The organism is Psychrobacillus lasiicapitis (assembly GCF_006861795.1).
In the GTDB taxonomy this organism is placed as follows: Bacteria; Bacillota; Bacilli; order Bacillales_A; family Planococcaceae; genus Psychrobacillus; species Psychrobacillus lasiicapitis.
Genome location: NZ_VDGH01000003.1, coordinates 230493 through 253150, shown reverse-complemented (window position 1 = coordinate 253150; position 22658 = coordinate 230493). Strand labels below are relative to the sequence as shown.

Sequence of the window (22658 nt, the reverse complement as noted above, 5' to 3'; positions counted from 1 at the left end):
AATTGGGCCATCCTTTTTAAAATTAACTCAATTAGCACTAACAAATGGTGGGAGTGTGTCTTCTAATAATGACCAATCCTCATGCATCTCTTCATCTGTCAGCAAGCAAGCATCTAATGCTATTTCTATTTCTTCCTTATCCATATCCAGTCCGATAATAACAATTTCCGTTTGACGGTCACCGTGTTCATCATCCCATCTACTTGAAACGGTATAATCCTCCTCAAAAATCTGTTGTTGCTGTGCTTTTGGAAGTGTTGCAATCCAGTATCCAGCTCCTTGAAATTGAAGAGAGGCACCAGCTTGAGATATTAAACCAGCCATATTATTTCTAGAAGCTAACCAGAAGAAGCCCTTTGAGCGAACAATTTCTTGTGGGAAGCTGTTTAACCATTGCTCCCATCTTTTTGGATGAAACGGTCGTTTTCTTTTATAAACAAATGAGCTAATTCCGTATTCCTCCGTTTCCGGAATATGTTCTTCATTCAATTCTTTGATCCAGCCAGCTCCACTAGAAGCCTTTTCAAAATCAAATAAATGACGATCCAATAAGACAGAAGTATCGATAACACCATTTGCAATTGTATGGATTTCTGCATCTGGATTCATTTTTCGCAAGAATGCTTGGAAAGCATCTAGATAAGCAGGAGTGACTAAATCTATTTTCGATACAAGTAAAATATCAGCAAATTCAATTTGATCGATTAATAAATCGGATACATCTCTTTGATCGTATTCATCGTCTGTTTGTTTTCTCTCTAGTAATGTTTCTCCACTTTCATAATCTTTCCAAAAACGAAATGCGTCTATTACCGTTATCATGGCATCTAACTTGCAAAATTTAGATAAGTCAATTCCCACTTCATCATCGATATATGTAAAGGTTTGTGCCACTGGAATTGGTTCAGAAATGCCGGTGGATTCGATCACAATGTAATCAATATCTCCCTGCTTAGCTAGCTGTTCTACTTCGATCATTAAATCTTCTCTTAGCGTGCAGCAAATACACCCGTTTGTTAGTTCAACAAGCTTTTCTTCTGTTCTAGAAAACCCACCATCTTGGATGAGCTGGGAGTCGATATTAATTTCGCTCATATCATTTACAATGACGGCAATCTTCTTTCCGTCTTTATTGGCAAGTAAATGGTTGAGTACTGTTGTTTTTCCTGCCCCTAGATATCCGCTTAACACAGTAACTGGAATTTGTGTTTGTATAGTCATTTTACTCTCCTTTTAAATCGTAATGGTTACGATTTAAATAATAAACGATGAAAAAGCAGAATGCAAGAGGAAAATAGACAACCTTTTACAATCTCCTAACATAATTTCAATATGCACTACATAAACTTTCTATAGGATGAATGGTGAAGAGATCGTTCAATCGAAAAGGAGAGATACTTATTGGGTTTGAATGAACGCAATGTGACGATGAAAGTTTCGAACAAACGGTTGAATACTTTACAATTTAGTTCTATTAGAAAGAAAGTACATACGAGCTTGCAGTGGTTCATTATGAAAAAAGCTAGACCCCCGCGATATAAATACATCCCACTTCCGCCTAGGAAGTAAATAGACTTACGTCATCTCTTACGAAGAGATGGCGTTTTCCGTTTGGAAAAAAGTATAATGAACTAGAAAAGCGTAGGTGCTAGAACGATACTAAAAGGAGGCTATTTTTATGAAAATTTATGCGCATAGAGGTTGCTCAGGGACATATCCCGAAAATACGATAGTCGCTTTTAAAGCGGCGGCAAGTTTACCAATAGACGGAGTAGAGTTCGATGTACATATGACGAAAGACGGGGAACTTGTTGTCATACATGATGAATCGATCGATCGCACTTCAAATGGAAAAGGTTTCATAAAGGATATGACACTTCAAGAATTGCAAGCTTACGATTATGGTGCATGGTTTTCCACGAACTTCAAAGGAGAAAAAGTACCTACGCTAAGGGAAGTATTATATGTGTTTAAAGACACACATCACCATATAAATATTGAATTGAAATCAGATGTTTTTCCTTATGAAGGGATGGAACAGAAAGTAATAGAGATGTTAAAACAGTATCGACTGGATGACAGGGTCGTTATTTCGTCATTCAACCATGAAATGATTCAACAGGTAAAAAAACTAGCCCCACATATCGAAACGGCTATTTTATTTATGGAAGTGATGGTTGCTCCAATGGAATACGCACTAAAAGTAGGAGCAGATGCATTCCATGCCTTTTTTCCAACTGCATTGCGGAAAATGGGAAAAGAGATTATCGCAAGTGGAAAACAGCTACGTGTTTTTACTGTAAATGAAGAGGAGTATGCTAAAATACTTCAAGTTGTAGGAGTGCATGCCATTTTTACAGATTATCCGCAAAAATTGAGCGACTATTTAAAAGAATAAATAGAATATTTAAAGGATGTCCCCTTAATCGAAATTCGACTGACGAAGGAGACATCCTTTTCTTATTGCATAGAGGACTATAAAAAACTTAGAAGTGTGAATAATTTTTTTGGATTACATAAGGTATGGAATTTTTTAGATTACTTAATATAGGGATAATGCGTCGTAAGACAGAGCTATTAAATGTCTGTTGGGATTCCGCTACAGGGTGGACGCTTTCCGCGGGCACGGCTTCAATCTCCTCGTCGCTCACGCTCCTGCGGGGCTTTCAGCACGTGCTATTCCCGCTGGAGTCGCCACCCTTTCGCTACCATCCACTAGACCTTGTCGACTAGTAAGAGAGAGGATATAAAGTTGTATTTCTAAATGATAACTAGTTAGCAAAATGCTACCTACCATTTAGTACTTTAGATCAATTGATTGGAAGTTCTCTTCCTAGCTAATGGAAAAGTTATATTTTATGAAAAAAATGATGGTTTTAAACATGCCGCTACATTGATTTTCGTGAAAGGATGGCGACTCCTGCCGGATGAGTGTGCAGATGAGACTGCACAACGTAAGCGAAGCGTCGGTGCTGGCTCATCGCTCACCCGGCGGAAAGCGTCCATCTTGTAACGAAAATCACAGCGGTCACTAGTCAACACACTACATCGCACTTTCTCTATTATGTGTGTTATTACATTTATTGTTCCTCTTGCTAAATGGAATCGAGAAAGGTGCTTTAGCGCGATTGTTTATTTTTTTAACAACAGATACATAAAATATGGTGCGCCAATTAGAGCAACCATTATTCCAGCAGGAATCCCGTTTGGCTCTACTACATTTCGACCAATTGTATCTGCAAATAGTAATAGCCAACCGCCGATTAAAATCGCAACAGGGACAAATAATTGGTGTCTGGGACCGACTATTGCCTTTGCAATATGAGGGGCCATCAATCCGATAAAGGCAATCCCTCCTGTAACTGAAACAGCGGAAGCTGCAAGTGCAACCGCAGCGAGTAAGAGAACGATTCGCTCTTTTTCAAGGGACATCCCAACACCAATCGCCACTGGTTGGCTTAAGCCAAGTATATTTAACTTATTCGCTTTATATAAAGTGAATGGGATTAAAACAACTAGCCATGGAAGTAATGCTAAGATGAATGGCCAATCAGACCCCCAAATATTACCGGCTAGCCACTTAGAGATAAAATCAACTTTTTCACGTTCAGTTGATGAAATAATGACAATCATTAATCCAGATAAAGCCATTGAAAATCCTATACCTACAAGTACTAATCGAACAGGCTGTAACCCTGCTTTTCGATTGTAGGACAGTATGTAAATAAAAAATGCTGTAAGTAAAGCCCCGATAAATGCCATAAAAGGAAGCATATATACAAACGAACCAGGTTCGATAGGAGAATATAAGAAGAACAAAGAAATTGCTACTCCTGCTCCGGAATTTATACCAATAATACCTGGATCCGCCAAATCATTACGTGTAATCCCTTGTAAAATCGCACCTGACAAAGCTAGTGCCATTCCTGCAAGTAATGTAATAATAATGCGGGGTAAACGAATGGAAAATAACACAAACTCTTCTTTGAATGTACCCTGTCCAAATAGTGTAGGTATCAAACGATCAAATGATAAAGAAGAGTAACCGATACCAGCACTAATAATAGCGGTTGTCAGTATTAAAACGGATAAAATTACAACAAAAACTCGTTGTTTTTTGATAACTCTTTTTGGAATCATTGGAATGCACCTCCTCCTTTACGAACAACAAGAAGAAAGAAAGGCAGTCCCATGATCGCAATAATCGCTGCAACTGGTGTCTCAAAAGGAATGTTAATCGTTCTTCCAAGTGTGTCTGCAACTAGCATAAGAATAGCACCAGCTATGACCGACATGGGAATGATCGCGCGATAATCAGTTCCAACAATAGCTCGAACAATATGAGGAACCATTAATCCGATAAACGCCATATTCCCTACAAGTGCAACGGATGCCCCTGCGAGTAGGATGATGACAATAAATAAAATGGTTTTGATGAGCGTTGTTTTCTGGCCCAATCCTACGGCAACTTCTTCATTTAAACTCAAAATAGTAAGTTGTCGAGAAAGTAAGAGAGCGATTAAAGTTCCTATACATACAAAAGGAATAATAATAGACAACTGGCTCCAATTTGTGCCGATAAGCCCTCCTGCTGTCCACATATTTACGTTTTTCGATATTTTGAAATAAATACCGACTCCATCTGCGATAGCATATAAAAAAGCGGAAACGGCAGCACCAGCAAGCACGATACGAAGGGGAGAGAACCCTCCTTTTTTCATCGCTCCGATACTAAATACCATAATGGCACCTATTGCAGCTCCAATAAAGCAGGCAATTGTGATTCCAAAATAATTTACCATAGGAAAAAAAGCGAGTGTTACCGCGAGTGCAGCATTCGCTCCTGAGGTAAGCCCTAGTAGTCCAGGATCCGCAAGAGGATTTCTTGTAATTCCTTGCATTATAGCTCCTGAAACAGCGAGTGCAGCACCTACAACTACTGCTCCTATTTCTCTAGGAAAACGAATTTCACGAAGTATATTTATCTGATCATTTTTCAAATTAGAAAATAAAGCATTCCACACATCTTGTAGGGAAGTTTCGGCTGCTCCGAAAATCATTGCAATAATAAATATAGCGAAAAGTAACAATAACCCGATTATGAACTTTATGCTAAAACGAATAGAAGATTTCATCGTTCGTTTCCTTTCTATCAATAAAGAGTGGAGGAATTCTAGACCAGAATTCCTCCACGACTATTATTTGCTGTTTAAAAAGTGTTCTTGGAAAAATTCAAGCTGATAATCTAATGTAATTGGATCATTAAAATAAAACTCTTCCATTGGTGCTTCAAACACTCGATTATTTTTTACGGCGGGTATATTTTTATAAGTATCTGTATTTTGGAATGAATTGTCTGCAGTTGTTGATTTACTTAAAATCACATAATCTCCTGCAAATTCAGGAAGTACTTCTAAAGATAAAGCATAGTATCCAGGCTCTAAAGCTGATTCTTCTACTTTTTTAGGCATTTTTAAGCCCATCTCTTGATAAAGAATCTCTGTTCCACGACCCCAGTTATTGCCGTATACATATAATTGTTTATCAAAGTTTTCAATTACTGATACTGTAGCATCTTCACCGATAGCAGCTTTGATTTCTTCGCCAGTAGATTTCGCACGTTTTTTAAAGTCATCGACCCAATCTTGTGCTTCTTTTTCTTTATTTAGTAGTTTACCAATCTCTACTTCTTGTGTTAAGTAATCTACTTTCCCGTAAGTAAAGGTTACAGTTGGTGCAATTTCTTTTAATTTATCTAAATTTTGTACTGTAGAATATCCGATAATTAAATCCGGATCTAATTCAATGATTTTCTCTAAGTTTTCCTCTGATACTTCTTCTACATCTTTGAAATACTTATCATATCGTGGGTTTTGTTTAGACCAAGGATCCACACCAACTACATTTACATCAAGCGCGGCAACGTGACCAGCATAAGCAAGAACCACTACACGTTTAGGATCAGCTGGTACTTCAATCGGACCTTCTTCTGATTGGTAGGTAATAGTAGAGGACTCTTCTTTTCCATCGTCAGATGAAGTACTTGTTTTTGTTTCAGTTGTTTCGTTATTGCAAGCAGTTAAAGCTAGTACGAATAAAAACAATAATGGCAATAAGAATTTTTTCATCATGTTATTCTCCCTTAAGTAAATTGTATGTAATACACATAGGTTTTTTTGTTCTTGGATCCACTCCAATTTCTGCATCTATTTGGAAAACGTCGCGCAGTACCTCTTTTGATATAACCTCTTCACAGCTACCTGCTTTTACAATTTGCCCAGCTTTTAAGGCGATAATATTGTCTGCAAAGCGTGCTGCTTGATTGAGATCATGTAAAACCATCACAATGGTACGTTTTTCTTCTTTGTTGAGTTTTTGTAAAAGCTCCAGAACTTCTAGTTGATGTGCCATATCTAAATAGGTAGTTGGCTCATCTAAAAAAATGATTTCTGTTTCTTGGGCTAGTGCCATGGCAATCCAAACACGTTGGCGCTGTCCACCCGATAATGCATCAACTGGAAAATATTTAAAATCTAGTGTTCCAGTAACTTGAAGCGCCCAATCGATCACTTCGTAATCTTTTGTCGTAAGTCGGCCAAACCCAGTTTGGTAGGGGAATCTGCCATAGGAAACAAGCTCTCCTACTGTGAGACCCGCGGCACTTTCAGGTGTTTGCGGTAAAATTGCCATTTTTTTTGCGAGTTGTTTTGTATTTTCTTTTGTCACACTTTTTCCATCTAATACAATCGAGCCAGACTGATGAGAGATGATTCGTGTAATAGCTTTTAAAAGGGTAGATTTTCCACAGCCGTTAGGTCCAATGATGGTTGTAATTTGTTGATCTGGAATTTGTACAGACAGATCTTTTACAATTAAACGCTCGCCGTAGCCAATAGATAAATCATCTGTGTAAAGACGGACCATGTCGAAACCTCCAAACTTAATCTTGCATTTATCAGTGATAACGATTATCATTATCACAATAGCAACTATATGTAAATTAAGGCATAATGTCAACAATAAATTTTAGGAGACTAAAAAATGAATGATATATTTGATGTGACAATCATTGGTGGAGGTCCAGCTGGACTATATTCTGCTTTCTATAGTGGGCTTCGAGAATTGAAAACAAAAATTATCGAGTTTCAACCTTATTTAGGTGGAAAAATACATGTCTATCCGGAGAAAATGATTTGGGATGTAGGAGGGCAGCCTCCAATTCAAGGAGAACGATTAATCGAGCAATTAGTACAGCAAGGCCTTACTTTTGATCCCGAAGTTGTTTTAAATGAGAAAGTGGAGTCTATCACTAGAGACGACCAACAAATTTTTTGTTTAAAAACGGCTTCCGGTCAAATGCATTATTCTAAAACTATAATTTTAGCTGTTGGCGGGGGAATCCTTAATCCTTTAAAGTTAGATATCGAAGGAGCAGAGCGATTCGAAGTAAGCAATTTAAATTACACCGTAAAATCAATTCAACGATTTAAAGATAAGACAGTTGTAATTTCTGGTGGAGGAAACTCAGCCGTGGATTGGGCAAATGAGCTAGAGCCAATTGCAAAGAAGGTTTATGTGACCTATCGAAGAGATGCTTTAAATGGTCATGAGGCACAAGTAAGTCAATTATTATCAAGCTCTGCGACAGTCTTTTTCAATACCTCCATTTCCAAACTAATCGCCTCCCAAAGTCATGATGTAGTTGAAAAGGTGGCTTTAACAAATCATGAAACGGGAGAAGTAACCTTCTTAGAAATCGATGAAGTGATTATTAATCATGGATATGAAAGAGAAGCGGAACTTCTCAAAAATAGTGATGTAGATATTGCAATGGTAGAAGACTTCTATGTGGACGGTTCTAGTATGAGCGAATCATCTGTGGAAGGTATTTATGCAGCAGGTGATATATTGGCACATCCGGGAAAATTACATCTAATAGCAGGAACTTTCCAGGATGCAGCAAATGCAGTAAACAGAGTGAAACAATTCCTACAACCAGATGCGACTAAAGTGGCAATGGTCTCTTCTCATAATGATATTTTTAAAGAAAAAAATAAAAAGTTGATCAAGCAGCTCGTTTAGATCTTCGCGAGAATAAAAAGAAAAAGTTGCCATCCAGTAGAAAAATACTGGATGGCAACTTTTGTTTCACCATTTTGCTTTGCGTTCTACGATACAACCTAACATTTCTCGGATATGTATGGGAGGACCTTCTTCTAATTGAATTTTACCATTATAGTAACCCATCATTTGATGGACTTCCGTAGTAGCGAGTTTTATATCGGTTTTTGAAGTTCGGTGGAAAAAAGGAGTAAATGTCAAATCTACTTCCTTTGAAAACTTGGTTTTCACTTTCCAAGGTAACATGAAATTATTCGTATCATACGTAAACAACAAGTCTTCATGGATTTTCATTAGTTTTCCATCTATGAAAATTGCATTTTCAGTCATGCCCGTACCATCTGTCCATTTACCACCAAAGTTTAAGCCGATGCGTCTAAAACCTACCCGTTGAGAAGCAAATCCCCAATTCCATGTCGCTGCTCGAGGGAGAATTCCTCTACTGTAATCGAGTACAGCAAAGTTATCCTCAGCTTGAAACGCATAACGAGCATCCCCCATTTTTACAAATCCAAAAGTAGGTAATATATGATGTTTTGCAGTAAATTGAAATTGTGTTCGATTCCAAGGGATGACGACATTCAATGACTCATCTTCTATAGGATGTGAAATATGTAAATCAGCATGCAAAAAGTCCCCATCAAAATCAGGTATCGTTATAGTCATATGCGTTTCGTTTTGGATATATAATAGTTGGATAGACATCTCCTTCGAATGAAGGGAAACACTTTCTAACACGTTTGAAGGCATTTTTACTTTATTGCCTAAAGGAATGGTAACTGTTTTTTCTACATACCGCTGTGTTTCATAATTTAAAAAATAGACAGTGCAAATGGCAGCATAATCTAAATGAGTAATAGTTGCAGAAAAGAGTATATCATCTCCAAAGACACACCAATAATTCCACTTTTTCTTCCGCATATAATGACCTTTTAAATTGCTCTCAATGATTGGTTTTTTTGCATATCCAATTGCCTTTGGATTCAAATTTCCTTTTTCATCGCATAGCAATGTCGACTCGGTAATTTCTTTTTCTGCATGCTGTATCACTAGCCATCTTCCCTTCTAAAAAGTAGGTTGCCATCAAAAAAATAAAATCAAATTCATTGACTCAATACTAGCATATAATTCCCGTGAAATCATATAAACAAATAGAAGGAGGTTTAAAATTGGCAACTTATAACCGCGATGCTGCGGTAGCTTATGCTCAAAAGTGGTGGAATAGCTACAACCCCAAGTTTCCTGTTTTTGATGTGGATTGTACCAATTATATTTCACAATGCTTATTTGCCGGTGGTGCCCCTATGAGAGGACAATTTAATCGAGAAAGGGGATGGTGGTTAGGGAATAACACTTGGAGCTTGAGTTGGAGTACTCCTCATTCTTTACGCTGGTATTTGGCGGGTTCGACAATCGGGTTACAGGCAACCCAAGTGGATTCACCGACAAAACTAATCCCAGGAGATCTAATTTTTTATGATTTTGAAGGGGACGGAAGATACGACCATTCGACGATTGTAACGAGCGTTCAAGATGGAATTCCTTATGTAAATGCGCATACGAATAATAGCCGTAACCGGCATTGGAACTATGCAGATTCCTATGCACATACTCCAAATACGAAGTATGTCTTTTTCCATGTAAAAGATCAGTTTTAAATGAAGAAGTGTAACTGAATGATCGTAAAGTTAGTTATCCTTTTTTAAAGCATAATTTATAGATAATGCGTAATAAGACAGAGCTATTAAGTGTCGGCTTGAATTTTCGCTACAGGGTGGGCGCTTTCCGCGGGCACGGCTTCAATCTCCTCGTCGCTTACGCTCCTGCGGGGCTTTCAGGTCGTGCTTTTCCCACTGGAGTCGCCACCCTTTCGCTTCAATCCAGTAGAATTTGCTAATTATTAAGAAATGATGCACTAGATCTAGTACTATATTGTTTTTCTATAAGGAAAACCTATAAATAATTTAAATAAGACTTACTTTTGTGATTATGTATTAGAAAATTCTATTGTTTGGAGCGCAAGGGGGCGACTCCTGTAGGATTAGCGGCAGGTGAGACCCCGCATGTAGCGCTAGTGGAGGAGGAGGCTCACCGCTTGCCCCACGGAAAGCGTCCGCTTGGAGCGGAAATCATGGCGGACATCTTAGTATCTTTACGAAGCATTGTCCCTACAATGCTTGCACAATCTATTGTTGATAAATACTATTATGAAACGTACCAAAGCACTGCTAGAGTGTCTTCGCCCGCGTGAACTGCTAAAACGGTACTGATTTCTCCGATTTCTATTTTAATATTAGGGGATTGTATTAAAATCGCGTCTCTTAAGCTTTCAGCCTGGGCCAGTGCATTAGAGTGCATAATATATACTAATTTAGCACCTTCTTGTTCTACCGAATCTACAACTCTATCGATCAAATATTGAACTGCTTTTTTCTGTGAGCGAACTTTATCTAGCTCCTGCAATTCACCATTATTATTAATCTGTATAATTGGTTTTATTTTCAATAAACTACCCAAATAAAATTGGGCACTACTCAATCTTCCACCTTTATATAACTGAGTTAAGTTGCCGATTAGAATGTAATTCCGAAATTTAGAAGTTTCAATTCTTAACAAAGCTGCAATTTCATCAAAAGGTAGACCTTGAGCTTGCAACGCAAGACCTTTTTCGACGAGCCCTGTTATACCAGCAGATAAAGAAAGGGAATCGACACATTCCATTGGTACTTCTGCTATCTCCGCACCGCTTATGGAAGAAGAAATCGTTCCACTTAAACTTTTGGAAACATGTATTGCAATGATGGACTCATATTCTTTACTTAGCTTTGTATAAACTTCTGCAAATTCTCCAGCGGATGGTTGAGAAGTTTTCACTGGATCTGTCCCGTTTCGAATACGTTCGTATAGCTGTTCAGAAGTTAAGTCTATTCCATCTATAAATTGCTGTTGGCCAAAATGAATATTAAGCGGAATTTCATAAACATCTGGATGATTTTTTAAAAAGGAATTCACATAAGCAGTACTATCTACAACCCAAGCAATTTTTTTCAAAGTCATGTTTGACATCCTATCTCATACATTATTTATTTTTAAGTAATTATAGCATAGGTATCCGTTTACAATACAGATGATTATAGAAAAATACTATCATACAAATAGTAATTATTTTATAGATTTCCACCAACGCGCGTTCCAAGATTCTAATATATCCAATCGGTGACGATATAGAATGATAATAATGGCAATAGCAAGTGGCCAGAGTTGGGAAAAAGCAGGAATTGTCCAACATAAAATAGCATATGCACTAAAGGCGATGGACATACTTAATGTTGCACTTCTTAATAATACGATTACTAGTACAAAGCATATGGCCATGATCCCAAATAACGATAGATCTAAAACGAGTGCTACTCCTATAAAAGTAGCGATTCCTTTACCGCCCTTAAAGTGGAGCCAGAAAGGAAACATATGACCGATAATCCCTAATAACCCCCCAATGGCAATAACCTCAAAAGAAAAATGATAATAAAAGCCAATATAGAGGATAAGTACACCTTTCAGCGCATCTCCTAAAAAAGTCAATAAAAATGCCGTTTTCCCAAGAACAGCACCTGCATTTCTTGCTCCTAAGTTGCCGCTACGCATTTTAGTTAAGTCAGTTTTTTTCCATTTTCCAATCCACCAAGCAGTAAGAAAGGTTCCTATAAAATAACTGGTTAACCAATAAAGAATCATATGATCACCTCGAAACTGTTTTTATGTAAAATAGCAAGCCTTTTAATATAACGTTTTAATTGGTATGATGTTAGTAATAATGGATGCTATAGAAAAGGGAGTTTTTCATACAATGATGCAACAATCATTAACTATTCGTGATGCAATTATTCAAAGAAGGTCGATCAAAGCATTTAATGGACAACCCGTCGAAAAAGATACTTTACTTTCTATTATGGAAGATTCTACTTGGGCACCGAATCATCAAAATAGACAGCCTTGGCGTTTTGTCGTTGCATGCGAGAAAGAGCTTTTAGATTTATATGAAGTGTTAAAAGAATTTGCAATCCCGAAGTGGAAAGAGCTGTCGGATGAAGACTTAGAAAAACAAATGAAAAAGTTTAAAAGTCCGGGAGGCTATATTTTTGTTATTGTCCCGGAAGATGCACGTCAAAAAGAACGTTTAGAAGATTATGCTGCTGCAAGTATGCTTATTCAAAATATCCAATTGCTTGCATGGGATCGCGGCGTTGGTTCTTGCTGGAAAACGCCAGGCTTTTTAGATAATCCTAAATTCCGTGAAGCACTTGGAGTAAAACCAGGTGAACGCATCATTAGTATGTTGCAGGTTGGCTACTTTGACGAAATGCCAAAACCGAAAGAACGAAAACATGTCGACGAATTAATTACGATATTTGGTGAATAAAATAGAGCTATCCTCTCAACGGGGGATAGCTCTATTTTATTTTGCTTTATTTTTTTAGTTGCTCTTTAGTTAGATCTGCTAGTTCATAGTAATAATCACCAATCACTCGTAAACCTTGGTCAAAGTTTTCTAAATGGAAATGCTCATTTGGTGCATGGAAATTTTCTGATGATAATCCGAAGCCCATTAATACTACAGGTAAGCCAAGAATTTCATCAAAAGCAGCTACGATTGGGATAGAACCGCCACCACGTGTGTATGCTGTTGGTACATGATACACTTTTTCGTAACTACGGCCAGCTGCTTGAATAGCAGGATGATCAAAAGGAGTGATAAATGGTTTTCCTTTATCAAATTCAGTGACTGTAACTGTAACACCAGTCGGTTTATTTTTTTCGATATGTTCTTTTAATTTCGCAACGATTTCATCCGGATCTTGGTCTGGTACTAAACGGCATGTAATTTTTGCTCCTGCTTCACTTGGTAATACTGTTTTAATGCCTTCTCCAGAAAATCCTCCGAATACACCATTCACTTCAAGCGTTGGGCGAGCCCAAACACGCTCTAAATGAGAGAAACCTTTCTCACCGAAAAGCTCATCGACTCCCACTTCTTTTTTCAACTCTTCTTCGTCGAAGCCAAGTGCTCTATACGCTTCACGCTCTTCATCAAGTAGGGGACGTACATTCTCATAAAATCCTTCTACTTGAATTGTACCTTCTGCATCCCGGAAAGAGTCTAGTACTGATACGAGTGCGTGAATAGAGTTTTGAACCCCGCCTCCGTATAGGCCAGAGTGTAGGTCACCTTTAGCCCCTTTTACGTCGATTTGAACGCCGCAAAGACCACGTAACCCGTAGCATACAGCAGGTTGTCCAGGGCCTTGCATGCCAGTATCTGAAATAACAATTACATCAGCAGCAAGCTTGGCTTTGTTTTCTTCAATATAGGCTTCTAAGTTTGGACTGCCAACTTCTTCTTCGCCTTCAATTAAAAACTTGACGTTCACAGGAAGGGATCCTTCTGTTTGAAGAAGTGCTTCTACTGCTTTTACATGCATAAACACTTGTCCTTTATCATCGCTGGCACCACGAGCGAATAGTTTGTTGTCACGCACTTCTGGTTCAAACGGCTCTGATTCCCAAAGATTTAGAGGATCAACAGGCTGTACATCGTAATGACCATATACAAGGATAGTTGGTTTGCCTTCAGCATGTAACCAATCCGCATATACGACAGGATGTCCCTTTGTTTTGTCGACGATTACATTTTCTAATCCCGCTTTTGTGCATGAGTCAGCTAGCCACTCAGCACCTTTTTGCATATCTGCTTTATGTTCGGATAAAGAAGAGATACTTGGTATGCGTAAAAACTGTTTTAATTCTTCTAAATGTGCTTCGCGTTTTTCTGTAAAGTAATTATTTAACGCTGTCAAATGGCTCACTTGAATCCCTCTTTTCATGAAATTTCGTGAATAGAAATAGTATAGCATAAGAATTGTGACAACTAAAAACGTAGTGTGCTATAGTAGTAAAAAGAAATACGGAACGATGTTATTATTTTAGGAGGATACAAAATTGTACATAGAATTTGTACTTTTAGCATTTGCATTACTTGTTTCATTCTTTTTATCGGGAAGTGAAACCGCTTTAATGACAGTAAATAGGATGAAGGTCCGACTGCGAGCAGAACAAGGTGACCGGGCTGCAGAAAGATTGCTCGTTCTTTTATTAAAGTCGGACCGAATGATTGTTACGATATTAATAGGGAACACGATCGCGAATGTGGCGATGACTGTTTTAGTAATTTTCATTGCTGAAAGTCATGGTTGGAATATTGTTTGGTCTGTCATTATACTGACAGTGATCATTATATTATTTGCAGAAGTATTACCAAAAACAATCGCCGCCACTTTTTCGGAAAGAATTGTGTATATTGTTGCGCCGATGATTCGATTGTTGATCGTTCTACTGCGACCGTTATCGTTTTTAGTTGCTGCATTTATCAATATGATGATCCGCATAGGTTCAAAAGGTGCCGTGAAGGAAACAATCATTACGAAAGAAGAACTGTTGAATATGGTTGACATAGCATCGACAGACGGCACATTTGAAGAAGAGGAATCCGAGCGAATAAAAGGTATACTCGATTTTCCAAATAAAGATGTCTCAGATGTATTATTTACACATCGTACCGAAATGGTGGCATTATCGATAGAATCTACATACGAAGAAGTGCGAGATACGATACTTGAGCATTCTTATACGAGATATCCTGTGTATGATGAAAACTTAGACACGGTAGTCGGGATGTTTTATTCTAAAAAACTGATCGAATGGTCGATGGACCCATCATTAAAGCTAGAAACGCTTATTGATAGAGAACCACTGTTTGTCGTACAAAATTTAAGTGTGGAAAAAGTATTTGAACTGATGCTCACGCATAAAAAGCATATGGCAATTGTGTTAGATGAATACGGCGGTACGCTTGGGATTGTAACCCATGAAGATTTAATCGAAGAAATGATTGGTCAAGAAATAGAAGACGAAACTGATGACGATGAAGAAATATTAATTCATGAAATGACGGAAAGTCGTCTGATCTGCGCGGGTCGCGTGGAAATAGAAGAAGTAAATTTACTATTTGATCTATCTATCGTAAACGAAAATGAAACAATCGGAGGATTCGTACTGGATCAGCTAGGGCATGTTCCAGAAGAAGGCGAACAGTTTACTTACGAGAATTTATTAATCGAGATTAATGAAATGGATCGTAGCCGAATTGTGACCTTAACGATTACAAAAAGAGAAGAACCGATAGTTGATGAAGCGCAAGAGGAGTAATACTTCCTTTTGCGCTTTTCTTTTGGCTTAGGGAATTATAAGCTCTATGGCTTGTCGATAAGTATAGATAAACAGCGACGTAGTGAGTTGTATGAAGTGTCCACTGGGATTTCCGCTACAGGGTGGACGCTTTCCGCGGGCACGGCTTCCATCTCCTCGGAGCTCTCGCTCCTGCGGGGCTTTCAGCTCGTACTGTTCCCACCGGAGTCGCCACCCCTTCGCTACAATCCAATAGAGTTTGCTATTTACTCCATAATAAGACACTAAATTTAGTACTATGCTGCATTTTCTATGGGTGAAAACCTATGATTAGTGGAATAAGATATACTATCTAGCGATTGTGATCAATTATTGGGAACTGCCATTGCTTGAATGGTTAATAGCAACCTTTCCTATAATTTATACTGTACATAAAATGATTCTAAATAAAAAACTGTTGGACAGTTGTAAATAAATTAAATAGCTTTTTTGCATTTAATTATGGATTAGTCAGCAAGTTCTAATGATTGAAGCGCAAGGCGGCGACACCTGCGGGAACAGCGGGACAGGTGAGACCCCGCAGGAGCATGCGACGAGGAGACTCACCGCCCGCCCCGCGGTAAGAGTCCGCCTGGAGCGGAAATCAATTGCCTTTGCCATATCTCTTTATGACACAGTTTCCCTATTATGCGCGACATGCCAATTTTATTACTCATTTTCATTTCCCATATCGAGACAGAATAGGCGCTTATAATTTTCTAACTTACACGATTGTAATTATATTGAAAGAGAATACGATAGAGGGTAAGGTTCGGATTTGGCATTATAGAGTTATAAAGAAAAGCCGAGCGGAGGAATAAACAATGCAAGTTCAAATTGAAAATATTTACGAAGAATATAACCGATACATATATTACTTATGCTTGAAACTAACTAAAAATCAAATAGATGCTGAAGATTTAATGCAAGAAGTGTGGATGAAAGTTGTACGATATGAATCGTATATGAAAGAAGTGGACCATGTTAAAGCTTGGTTAACGACTATTTGTATGAATACATTTCGCGATAGATACCGTAAACAAGTAAGACGCAGCAAATACGTTGCCAATCAACCAGAGCAACTAGATATATCCTTATTGGATTTAATTGCTGCAGATGTCTTATCTGTAGAAGAGCAATTAGAGAAAGAAGATGTAGGTGAAATTATTCGTTCCAAAGTAGCCGAATTAGATGGCATCTACCAAAAAACAGTAATGTATTTCTATGTACATCAATTTTCACTAATAGAAATTGCAGAAGTGATGAAAGTTTCCATCGGTACAGTAAAATCCCGATTATTTAGAGCGAAGCAACGTCTAAAAGAGCTTATTATGAGTGATGAAGTTGCAAAAGACTCATTAGTTTTAGTGTAATGTGAAAGAGCCTCCCCCTGTTCGAAAGTGACAGGGGGAGGCTTTTTTGTTTTGGGGAAGGGGCGGGGACGAGCAAAGAGTATCGCTACCCGAGCAATCCCCTCCATAACTCGCATATTACAGAGTGCTATCTTCCAGCATCATAAACAACTAAAAAATCCCAAGCACCAAATGCTTGGGATCACCAAAATACTATTCTTCTACAACCTCTTTACCAGTAGAGAACCATTCTTCCACGTTCCATACTTTCGTTACTAATCCTTCATAAAACTCAGGTTCATGGCTGACGAGGACGATTGTGCCTTTAAATTCTTTCATCGCACGTTTCAATTCTTCTTTTGCATGAATGTCTAAATGGTTCGTCGGCTCATCGAATATTAACCAGTTACTTTCTTCCATCATAAGCTTACATAAACGCACTTTCGCTTGTTCACCACCGCTTAATGAAGAAAGTGGGCGAGAGATATGCTCACTTTTCAAGCCAGTGCGAGCTAGAGCGGCACGAACTTGGTTTTGTTCCATACTAGGATAAGTTTCCCAAATGGATTCAATTGGTGTAATATTACCAGCTTTTACTTCTTGCTCGAAGTAAGAAGGGTATAAGAAATCCCCGCGGATTACTTTTCCGCCTAGTGCAGGAATCTTACCTAAAATTGTTTTAAGTAAGGTCGATTTACCGATACCATTCATGCCAACAAGTGCAATTTTTTCTCCACGCTCAATGGTAAATGTAAGTGGTGGGAGCAGTGGATTATCATAACCAATTTGTAAATGCTCTGCTTCGACTACGTAACGTCCAGAGCTACGTGATTCTTTAAAACCGAATTCTGGTTTAGCAGCAGTTTCTGGACGATCAATGCGTTCGATGCGGTCCAATTGTTTTTGACGGGATTTTGCACGACCAGTTGTAGAGTATCGCGCTTTGTTCTTGGCGATAAAATCTTCTTGTTTTTTAATGAATTCCTGCTGCTTTTCATAAGCATCGATATGCTGCCGTTTATTCAACTCAGCAAGCTCTAAAAACTTCTCATAAGAAGCTGTGTAGCGTGTAAGCTTAGAGAATTCTAAGTGGAAAATAACATCTACAATGCCATTCATAAATTCTGTATCATGTGAGATTAGTAAAAATGCATATGGATAGTTCTTCAAATAATTGGATAACCAATTTACATGCTCTTCGTCTAAATAGTTGGTAGGCTCATCCAATAAAAGTACTTTCGGCTTTTCTAATAATAGTTTTGCCAATAGTACTTTCGTACGCTGACCACCAGAAAGTGCTTCAACCGGGCGGTCTAAACCAATAGCATCTAGTCCAAGCCCGCGTGCAACTTCTTCTACTTTCATATCTAATGAATAAAAATCACCGGCATCTAATACATCTTGTATTTCGGCCATTTTTTCTAATAATACTTCTAATTCTTCTGGCGTTGCATCCGCCATTTTAGCAATGATTTCATTCAATTCTTCCTCTTTCTTATAAAGAGGTAAGAATGCATCACGTAATGTATCGAACATCGAGCGTCCTGGTTGCAGACGAGTATGCTGATCTAAATAGCCGTAATGTGTACCAGGAAGCCATTCCACACGACCTTCATCGTAAATGATTTCCCCGGTTAAAATATTCATTAATGTCGATTTTCCAACACCGTTTGCCCCAACAAGTCCAACATGTTCACCTTCCACCAAGCGAAACGAAACTTCTTTAAAAAGCGTACGATCTCCGAATGTATGTCCCAAATTTTCTACATTTAATAAGCTCATATATTATTTCCTCCAAAAAGAAAGCTCAACGGACTAAAGTGCCGCGAGCTGTTTGTTTAGTTCTGCAAGGTCTTCTTCCATTTTGGCTAATCTACGTTCGGCGTTTTCTACTTGAGTGGGGTGGCCATTCGACTCTAGTTTTTCCATGTCACCTTGTAATCGGATGTAATCCATTTTTAACTCAGCAATTTCCGCTTGTAGTTGATCTTTTGTCATGAATAATCACCTTCAGCTTTTTGCCCTATTGTAGCATAAAAATGGGTTTAACGTGCGATTTCTTCCTCAGCTTTTTTATTTGCAATCGTTTGTTCAATCAGTTCTACTACTTCTACTAAATTAGGTGTAAAATCAAAGTTTTTTTGTTTGTGGATATAAGCTTTTCTTCGATTATCATGCAGTATAATTTCCATAACGGCATTTTGTAAGTACGATTGTTTTATTTTCCGACCTAGTCCTAAATTTGCGAAGCCATGACCTTCCTGTGGAAAGGCGTAATTGACTTCCTCTTCGTGTGCACAAAGGATAATACTTGGAATTTGGAATTGTGCTACTAAGAAAGGCATGTAAGAACCGGAAGTTATGACGATATCACTAGTAGTAATAAAAGCATCCGGGGTGGTTGTCTGGATAACCTTAATCGATTTGCGAGTGAGTGCAAACCGTTTAAGATCCAGAATATCATGCTTGTAGTGTTCATCTACTAAAACACTAATCTGCAAAGGAATATGAAGTTGCACAAGATGTCGTAGTGTTCGATATGTTAAGTTTTCTGGATCCTCATGTGGAAACGCGACAACAATATGAGGTGGATTTTGGGTCGTATTATTATTTTTAGGAACAATTGCTTGTGATGGGATATATCCAGTTAGCCCATAAACAAAATGCTCTTTGGAAAGATCCTTTGGATTTTCATATAATGCTTGGAAAACAAGATCAGCTAGAGCACCGCCATCCCCGTGATCGTCAAAATGAATTAGAGGACAGTTCAAAGCTTTTAAACGGCGAATTAAATCCTTTTCAGAATTTCCGCTATCATGGATTATACAATTGGGGTTAAAAGAGTTCATTTCTTCTAGTAAATGTGCATTATTATTAAAAGCACATGTTTTAATATGTTTTTTTTCTAAATAGTTTAGAAGGCTTGTATTAGTGCTGGGCACAAAAACTTTATAATCGGATGTATTCAAAGCAGGTAACAGCGCATTCGCACGGTCAGCAGGGTATAAACCCCGGTGTGGTAATGTATTTAATAGATAAGCTAGTTTCATTATTCATCTTCCTTTCCTGTGCATATTCTTAATATTGTATGGAAAAGGACAGGTGTATATGACAAACTGAAATGCGAAAGCGCCTGTCACACTGCCCCGACAGGCAAATGTTCTTTTACAAAAGAAGTTGCACTATAACTTCGTTGTGGAAGGTTATTTGACCCTGAGGGGCAAGGCGCTGGAGCTAGACAACTAGAAATGCGAGGAGGGATTGAGGTGGCAAAAAGAACGGCCATCGTAGTTGGGGCAACGGGCTTTACCGGGCAACACTTAGTCAAACAGTTATGCGAAAGTGAAGAATATGTTGCAGTGACGATCATTGCTAGAAGAAATATTACATACACACATGCAAAATTAGATGTGAAGATTCGAGAATTCGATACACTAGAAGAAAGAGATTTGGAAATTGCAGATGATTTATTTTGCTGTTTAGGGACCACAATGAAAAAAGCGAAAACAAGAGAAAACTTCGAAAAAGTAGATTTAGAATACCCACTTAGAATTGCTTCTTTAGCTAAAAAGCGTGGTATTCCCAACTTTCATGTTATTTCTGCAGCTGGTTCTAGTAGCAAATCTCCTTTTTTCTATAGCCGTACAAAAGGAAGAATGGAGCAAGAACTGATTGACTTAAAGCTACCGCATCTTTCTATTTTCCGTCCTTCGTTATTGACGGGCGGACGGACAGAATTTCGATTAGGGGAGCGGTTAGCAGAAGGAATTTTTCAATTAATCAATCCCATATTAGTCGGTCCATTTAAAGGCTTGCGGGCAATTGAAGGGAAGCAATTAGCATTTGCTATGTATCATTTTGCTGTACATAACCATAAAAATAATGTTCAACTATATAAAGCGATAGATATCCTCGGTGCTAAACCGTGGGAAGTTGAAGAAGAAATACCGGTTGCCAGGGAAGAGTTATTTGACTGGAGTAAGCGAAAGGATATCTTTGTAGAAGAAAATAAACCGAAAGATTGAGGTGAACATTATTTTTGAGTCAATGATCTTTGTTTTGATGTTTATAGTACTGTTAGGGATATTTTCTCAGTGGTTAGCATGGCGCTTACGAATGCCTGCCATTGTTGTAATGTCCATCGCTGGTTTACTCGTGGGTCCGATTTTCGGTTTTGTTAACCCTCAGGAAAGTTTAGGAGAAATATTTAGTCCGCTCATTTCACTTGCAGTGGCTATCATATTGTTTGAAGGAAGTTTAAGCTTAGATTTCCGAGAAGTCCGTAGCTTTAATAAGCCACTCACTCGAATTGTGACATTAGGTGCTTTTATCGCTTGGATTGCAGGTTCTTTAGCTGCACATTATATTGCAGGTTTATCGGTAGCCGTATCTTTTGTTATTGGTGGACTGTTTATTGTTACTGGTCCAACGGTTATTTTGCCGTTACTAAGGCAAGCGAAGTTAAAGCCTCGTCCTGCAGCAATATTGAAATGGGAAGGAATAGTAGTTGATCCATTTGGAGCATTGCTTGCCGTATTCGCATTTGAATTTATTAAATTTATTAATGGGAACGTGACACTTACGTCCTTCCTGTTATTCTTTGCAGGTTCCATTTTCGCTGCATTTTTAGGCTGGTTATTTGGCTGGATAATTGGGAAAATGTTTGAAAAAGGACAGATTCCGGAATATTTAAAGGCTCCAGTTGTTTTTGCAATAGTACTAATGGTTTTCGTGTTTTCCGATGTAGTAATGCATGAAACTGGTTTGCTCGCAGTAACTGCAATGGGATTAACGATGGCCAATATGCATATTGCCTCCATCAATGATATGAGACATTTTAAAGAGAATATTTCTATCCTTTTAGTTTCCAGTATATTCATCATGTTAACCGCATCTTTAAATCCAACTACGCTAGTGGATATTTTCAATCCGCATATTATTTTATTTGTGCTGGCTATGTTATTTGTTGTTCGACCGTTATCTATTTGGTTATCCACTATCGGAACCGATTTGATGAATAACGAAAAATTGTTAATTTCATGGATTGCCCCTAGAGGTATAGTAGCATTGACGGTTTCCGGCTATTTTGCATCGATTCTTCAAGAAAGTGGATATAAGGATGCGGAAATGTTAACTGCATTAACATTTGCGTTGGTGTTCGCGACGGTAATCTTTCATGGATTCTCTATTGGTTGGGTAGCAAAGAAACTGAAGCTTTCTGCAACTGAGAAGCCAGGGGTACTTATAGTAGGGGGCAATGCATTCACTGCGGAATTGGCGAAATCATTGTTGGATGAACAGATGGATGTGCTTGTTGTGGATGACTCTTGGGAACAGCTGCGATATGCCCGGAAACTAGGGGTCCCTATTTATTCGGGAGACATCTTATCCGAGCAGACGGAGTATTCATTAGACTTAACTCCGTTCCCAAAAATGATTGCCGCAACGGAGGTAGATGCATATAATGCATTAATCTGTTCAAACTTTGTAATTGAATTAGGACGAGATCACCTCTACCAAACAGCTGCCAGTCAAACAAAAGAAGATGATTATCATCCTTCCTTAGGGGGGAAAACACTTTTCGATTCAACAGCGAATATCTATGAATTGACTGAGCGCGTCTTAAGAGGGCATGTGATTCGGAAAACAAATATTACAGAACAATATAATTATGAGCAATATATAAATGGAAGAGAAGAAGAAGTAGTGTTGCTTTATGTTATTCGAGCGGATGGGTCTTTAAAATTTTATACGACGAAGAGTGAATTGCAAGCAAACCCAGGTGATTTAGTTGTAAGTTTAACTCCTCCGACGAAATTACAAGATAAAATCAACGATAAGATTTCTCAGTCGAAAGAATGAACTTTTTTAGAACCATGCCAATTTTCTCACAAGAGAGCTCCT

Annotated in this window: 20 protein-coding genes; 8 read left to right on the top strand and 12 right to left on the bottom strand. The window is 38.2% G+C overall.

Going from position 1 to position 22658, the window contains the following annotated elements:
* Positions 1–27: 27 nt before the first annotated feature.
* The gene (locus FG382_RS06250) at positions 28–1215 is read right to left on the bottom strand and encodes a GTP-binding protein (protein WP_142538229.1); all 1188 of its coding nucleotides are present in this window, start codon (positions 1213–1215) and stop codon (positions 28–30) included.
* A gap of 463 nt (positions 1216–1678) precedes the next feature.
* On the opposite strand from FG382_RS06250, the gene FG382_RS06245 reads away from it, so the two are divergent.
* Complete coding sequence (locus FG382_RS06245; protein ID WP_142538045.1) at positions 1679–2398, top strand: glycerophosphodiester phosphodiesterase; 720 nt, start codon at positions 1679–1681, stop codon at positions 2396–2398.
* A 734-nt stretch (positions 2399–3132) separates the two neighbouring features.
* Here the strand turns inward: FG382_RS06245 and FG382_RS06240 are convergent.
* From FG382_RS06240 to FG382_RS06225, 4 genes are all read right to left on the bottom strand, one after another.
* Positions 3133–4140: a FecCD family ABC transporter permease gene (locus FG382_RS06240; protein ID WP_142538044.1), complete on the bottom strand. Its 1008-nt coding sequence runs from the start codon at positions 4138–4140 to the stop codon at positions 3133–3135.
* Positions 4137–5135: a FecCD family ABC transporter permease gene (locus FG382_RS06235; protein WP_142538043.1), complete on the bottom strand. Its 999-nt coding sequence runs from the start codon at positions 5133–5135 to the stop codon at positions 4137–4139. Before FG382_RS06235 ends, FG382_RS06240 begins: the two co-directional genes overlap by 4 nt.
* Positions 5136–5198: 63 nt before the next feature.
* Positions 5199–6128: an iron-hydroxamate ABC transporter substrate-binding protein gene (locus FG382_RS06230; RefSeq protein ID WP_142538042.1), complete on the bottom strand. Its 930-nt coding sequence runs from the start codon at positions 6126–6128 to the stop codon at positions 5199–5201.
* 4 nt (positions 6129–6132) lie between these two features.
* Positions 6133–6924, bottom strand: coding sequence for an ABC transporter ATP-binding protein (locus FG382_RS06225; protein ID WP_142538041.1), 792 nt, complete (start codon positions 6922–6924; stop codon positions 6133–6135).
* Between the two features lie 117 nt (positions 6925–7041).
* On the opposite strand from FG382_RS06225, the gene FG382_RS06220 reads away from it, so the two are divergent.
* The gene (locus FG382_RS06220) at positions 7042–8082 is read left to right on the top strand and encodes an NAD(P)/FAD-dependent oxidoreductase (RefSeq protein WP_142538040.1); all 1041 of its coding nucleotides are present in this window, start codon (positions 7042–7044) and stop codon (positions 8080–8082) included.
* 66 nt (positions 8083–8148) lie between these two features.
* Here FG382_RS06220 and FG382_RS06215 read toward each other — a convergent pair whose 3' ends face one another.
* On the bottom strand, positions 8149–9171 hold the full coding sequence (locus tag FG382_RS06215; protein WP_142538039.1) for a DUF2804 domain-containing protein: 1023 nt from the start codon (positions 9169–9171) through the stop codon (positions 8149–8151).
* Positions 9172–9290: 119 nt separating this feature from the next.
* On the opposite strand from FG382_RS06215, the gene FG382_RS06210 reads away from it, so the two are divergent.
* Positions 9291–9779 (top strand): amidase domain-containing protein, encoded by a 489-nt coding sequence (locus FG382_RS06210; protein ID WP_142538038.1) that lies wholly within the window; start codon positions 9291–9293, stop codon positions 9777–9779.
* A 547-nt stretch (positions 9780–10326) separates the two neighbouring features.
* Here the strand turns inward: FG382_RS06210 and FG382_RS06205 are convergent.
* Both FG382_RS06205 and FG382_RS06200 read right to left on the bottom strand, forming a co-directional pair.
* The gene (locus FG382_RS06205) at positions 10327–11178 is read right to left on the bottom strand and encodes a DegV family protein (protein WP_142538037.1); all 852 of its coding nucleotides are present in this window, start codon (positions 11176–11178) and stop codon (positions 10327–10329) included.
* A 105-nt stretch (positions 11179–11283) separates the two neighbouring features.
* Complete coding sequence (locus tag FG382_RS06200; RefSeq protein ID WP_142538036.1) at positions 11284–11856, bottom strand: glycerol-3-phosphate acyltransferase; 573 nt, start codon at positions 11854–11856, stop codon at positions 11284–11286.
* A 112-nt stretch (positions 11857–11968) separates the two neighbouring features.
* On the opposite strand from FG382_RS06200, the gene FG382_RS06195 reads away from it, so the two are divergent.
* Positions 11969–12541 (top strand): nitroreductase family protein, encoded by a 573-nt coding sequence (locus tag FG382_RS06195; protein WP_142538035.1) that lies wholly within the window; start codon positions 11969–11971, stop codon positions 12539–12541.
* Between the two features lie 46 nt (positions 12542–12587).
* Here the strand turns inward: FG382_RS06195 and FG382_RS06190 are convergent, their stop codons facing one another.
* Complete coding sequence (locus FG382_RS06190) at positions 12588–13985, bottom strand: dipeptidase (RefSeq protein WP_142538034.1); 1398 nt, start codon at positions 13983–13985, stop codon at positions 12588–12590.
* A gap of 133 nt (positions 13986–14118) precedes the next feature.
* Here FG382_RS06190 and FG382_RS06185 point away from each other — a divergent pair, with 133 nt between their 5' ends.
* Positions 14119–15384: a hemolysin family protein gene (locus tag FG382_RS06185; RefSeq protein WP_308421230.1), complete on the top strand. Its 1266-nt coding sequence runs from the start codon at positions 14119–14121 to the stop codon at positions 15382–15384.
* A gap of 842 nt (positions 15385–16226) precedes the next feature.
* The gene (locus FG382_RS06175) at positions 16227–16775 is read left to right on the top strand and encodes an RNA polymerase sigma factor (RefSeq protein WP_142538032.1); all 549 of its coding nucleotides are present in this window, start codon (positions 16227–16229) and stop codon (positions 16773–16775) included.
* Between the two features lie 192 nt (positions 16776–16967).
* Here the strand turns inward: FG382_RS06175 and FG382_RS06170 are convergent, their stop codons facing one another.
* From FG382_RS06170 to FG382_RS06160, 3 genes are read right to left on the bottom strand one after another with little or no spacing between them, the layout of a single operon-like run.
* On the bottom strand, positions 16968–18536 hold the full coding sequence (locus FG382_RS06170) for an ABC-F family ATP-binding cassette domain-containing protein (protein ID WP_142538031.1): 1569 nt from the start codon (positions 18534–18536) through the stop codon (positions 16968–16970).
* 33 nt (positions 18537–18569) lie between these two features.
* Positions 18570–18752 (bottom strand): SE1832 family protein, encoded by a 183-nt coding sequence (locus tag FG382_RS06165; protein WP_142538030.1) that lies wholly within the window; start codon positions 18750–18752, stop codon positions 18570–18572.
* A gap of 47 nt (positions 18753–18799) precedes the next feature.
* Positions 18800–19804 carry a hypothetical protein gene (locus tag FG382_RS06160; protein ID WP_142538029.1) on the bottom strand — a complete coding sequence of 335 codons (1005 nt, stop codon included), beginning with the start codon at positions 19802–19804 and terminating at the stop codon, positions 18800–18802.
* Between the two features lie 216 nt (positions 19805–20020).
* On the opposite strand from FG382_RS06160, the gene FG382_RS06155 reads away from it, so the two are divergent.
* Together FG382_RS06155 and FG382_RS06150 are read left to right on the top strand one after the other, a co-directional pair.
* Entirely contained in the window at positions 20021–20779 is a 759-nt protein-coding gene (locus tag FG382_RS06155; protein WP_170206464.1) for an NAD-dependent epimerase/dehydratase family protein, read from the top strand.
* Between the two features lie 37 nt (positions 20780–20816).
* A complete protein-coding gene (locus FG382_RS06150; protein WP_244950521.1) occupies positions 20817–22616 on the top strand; it encodes a cation:proton antiporter in 1800 nt (599 codons plus the stop codon).
* Positions 22617–22658: the final 42 nt, after the last annotated feature.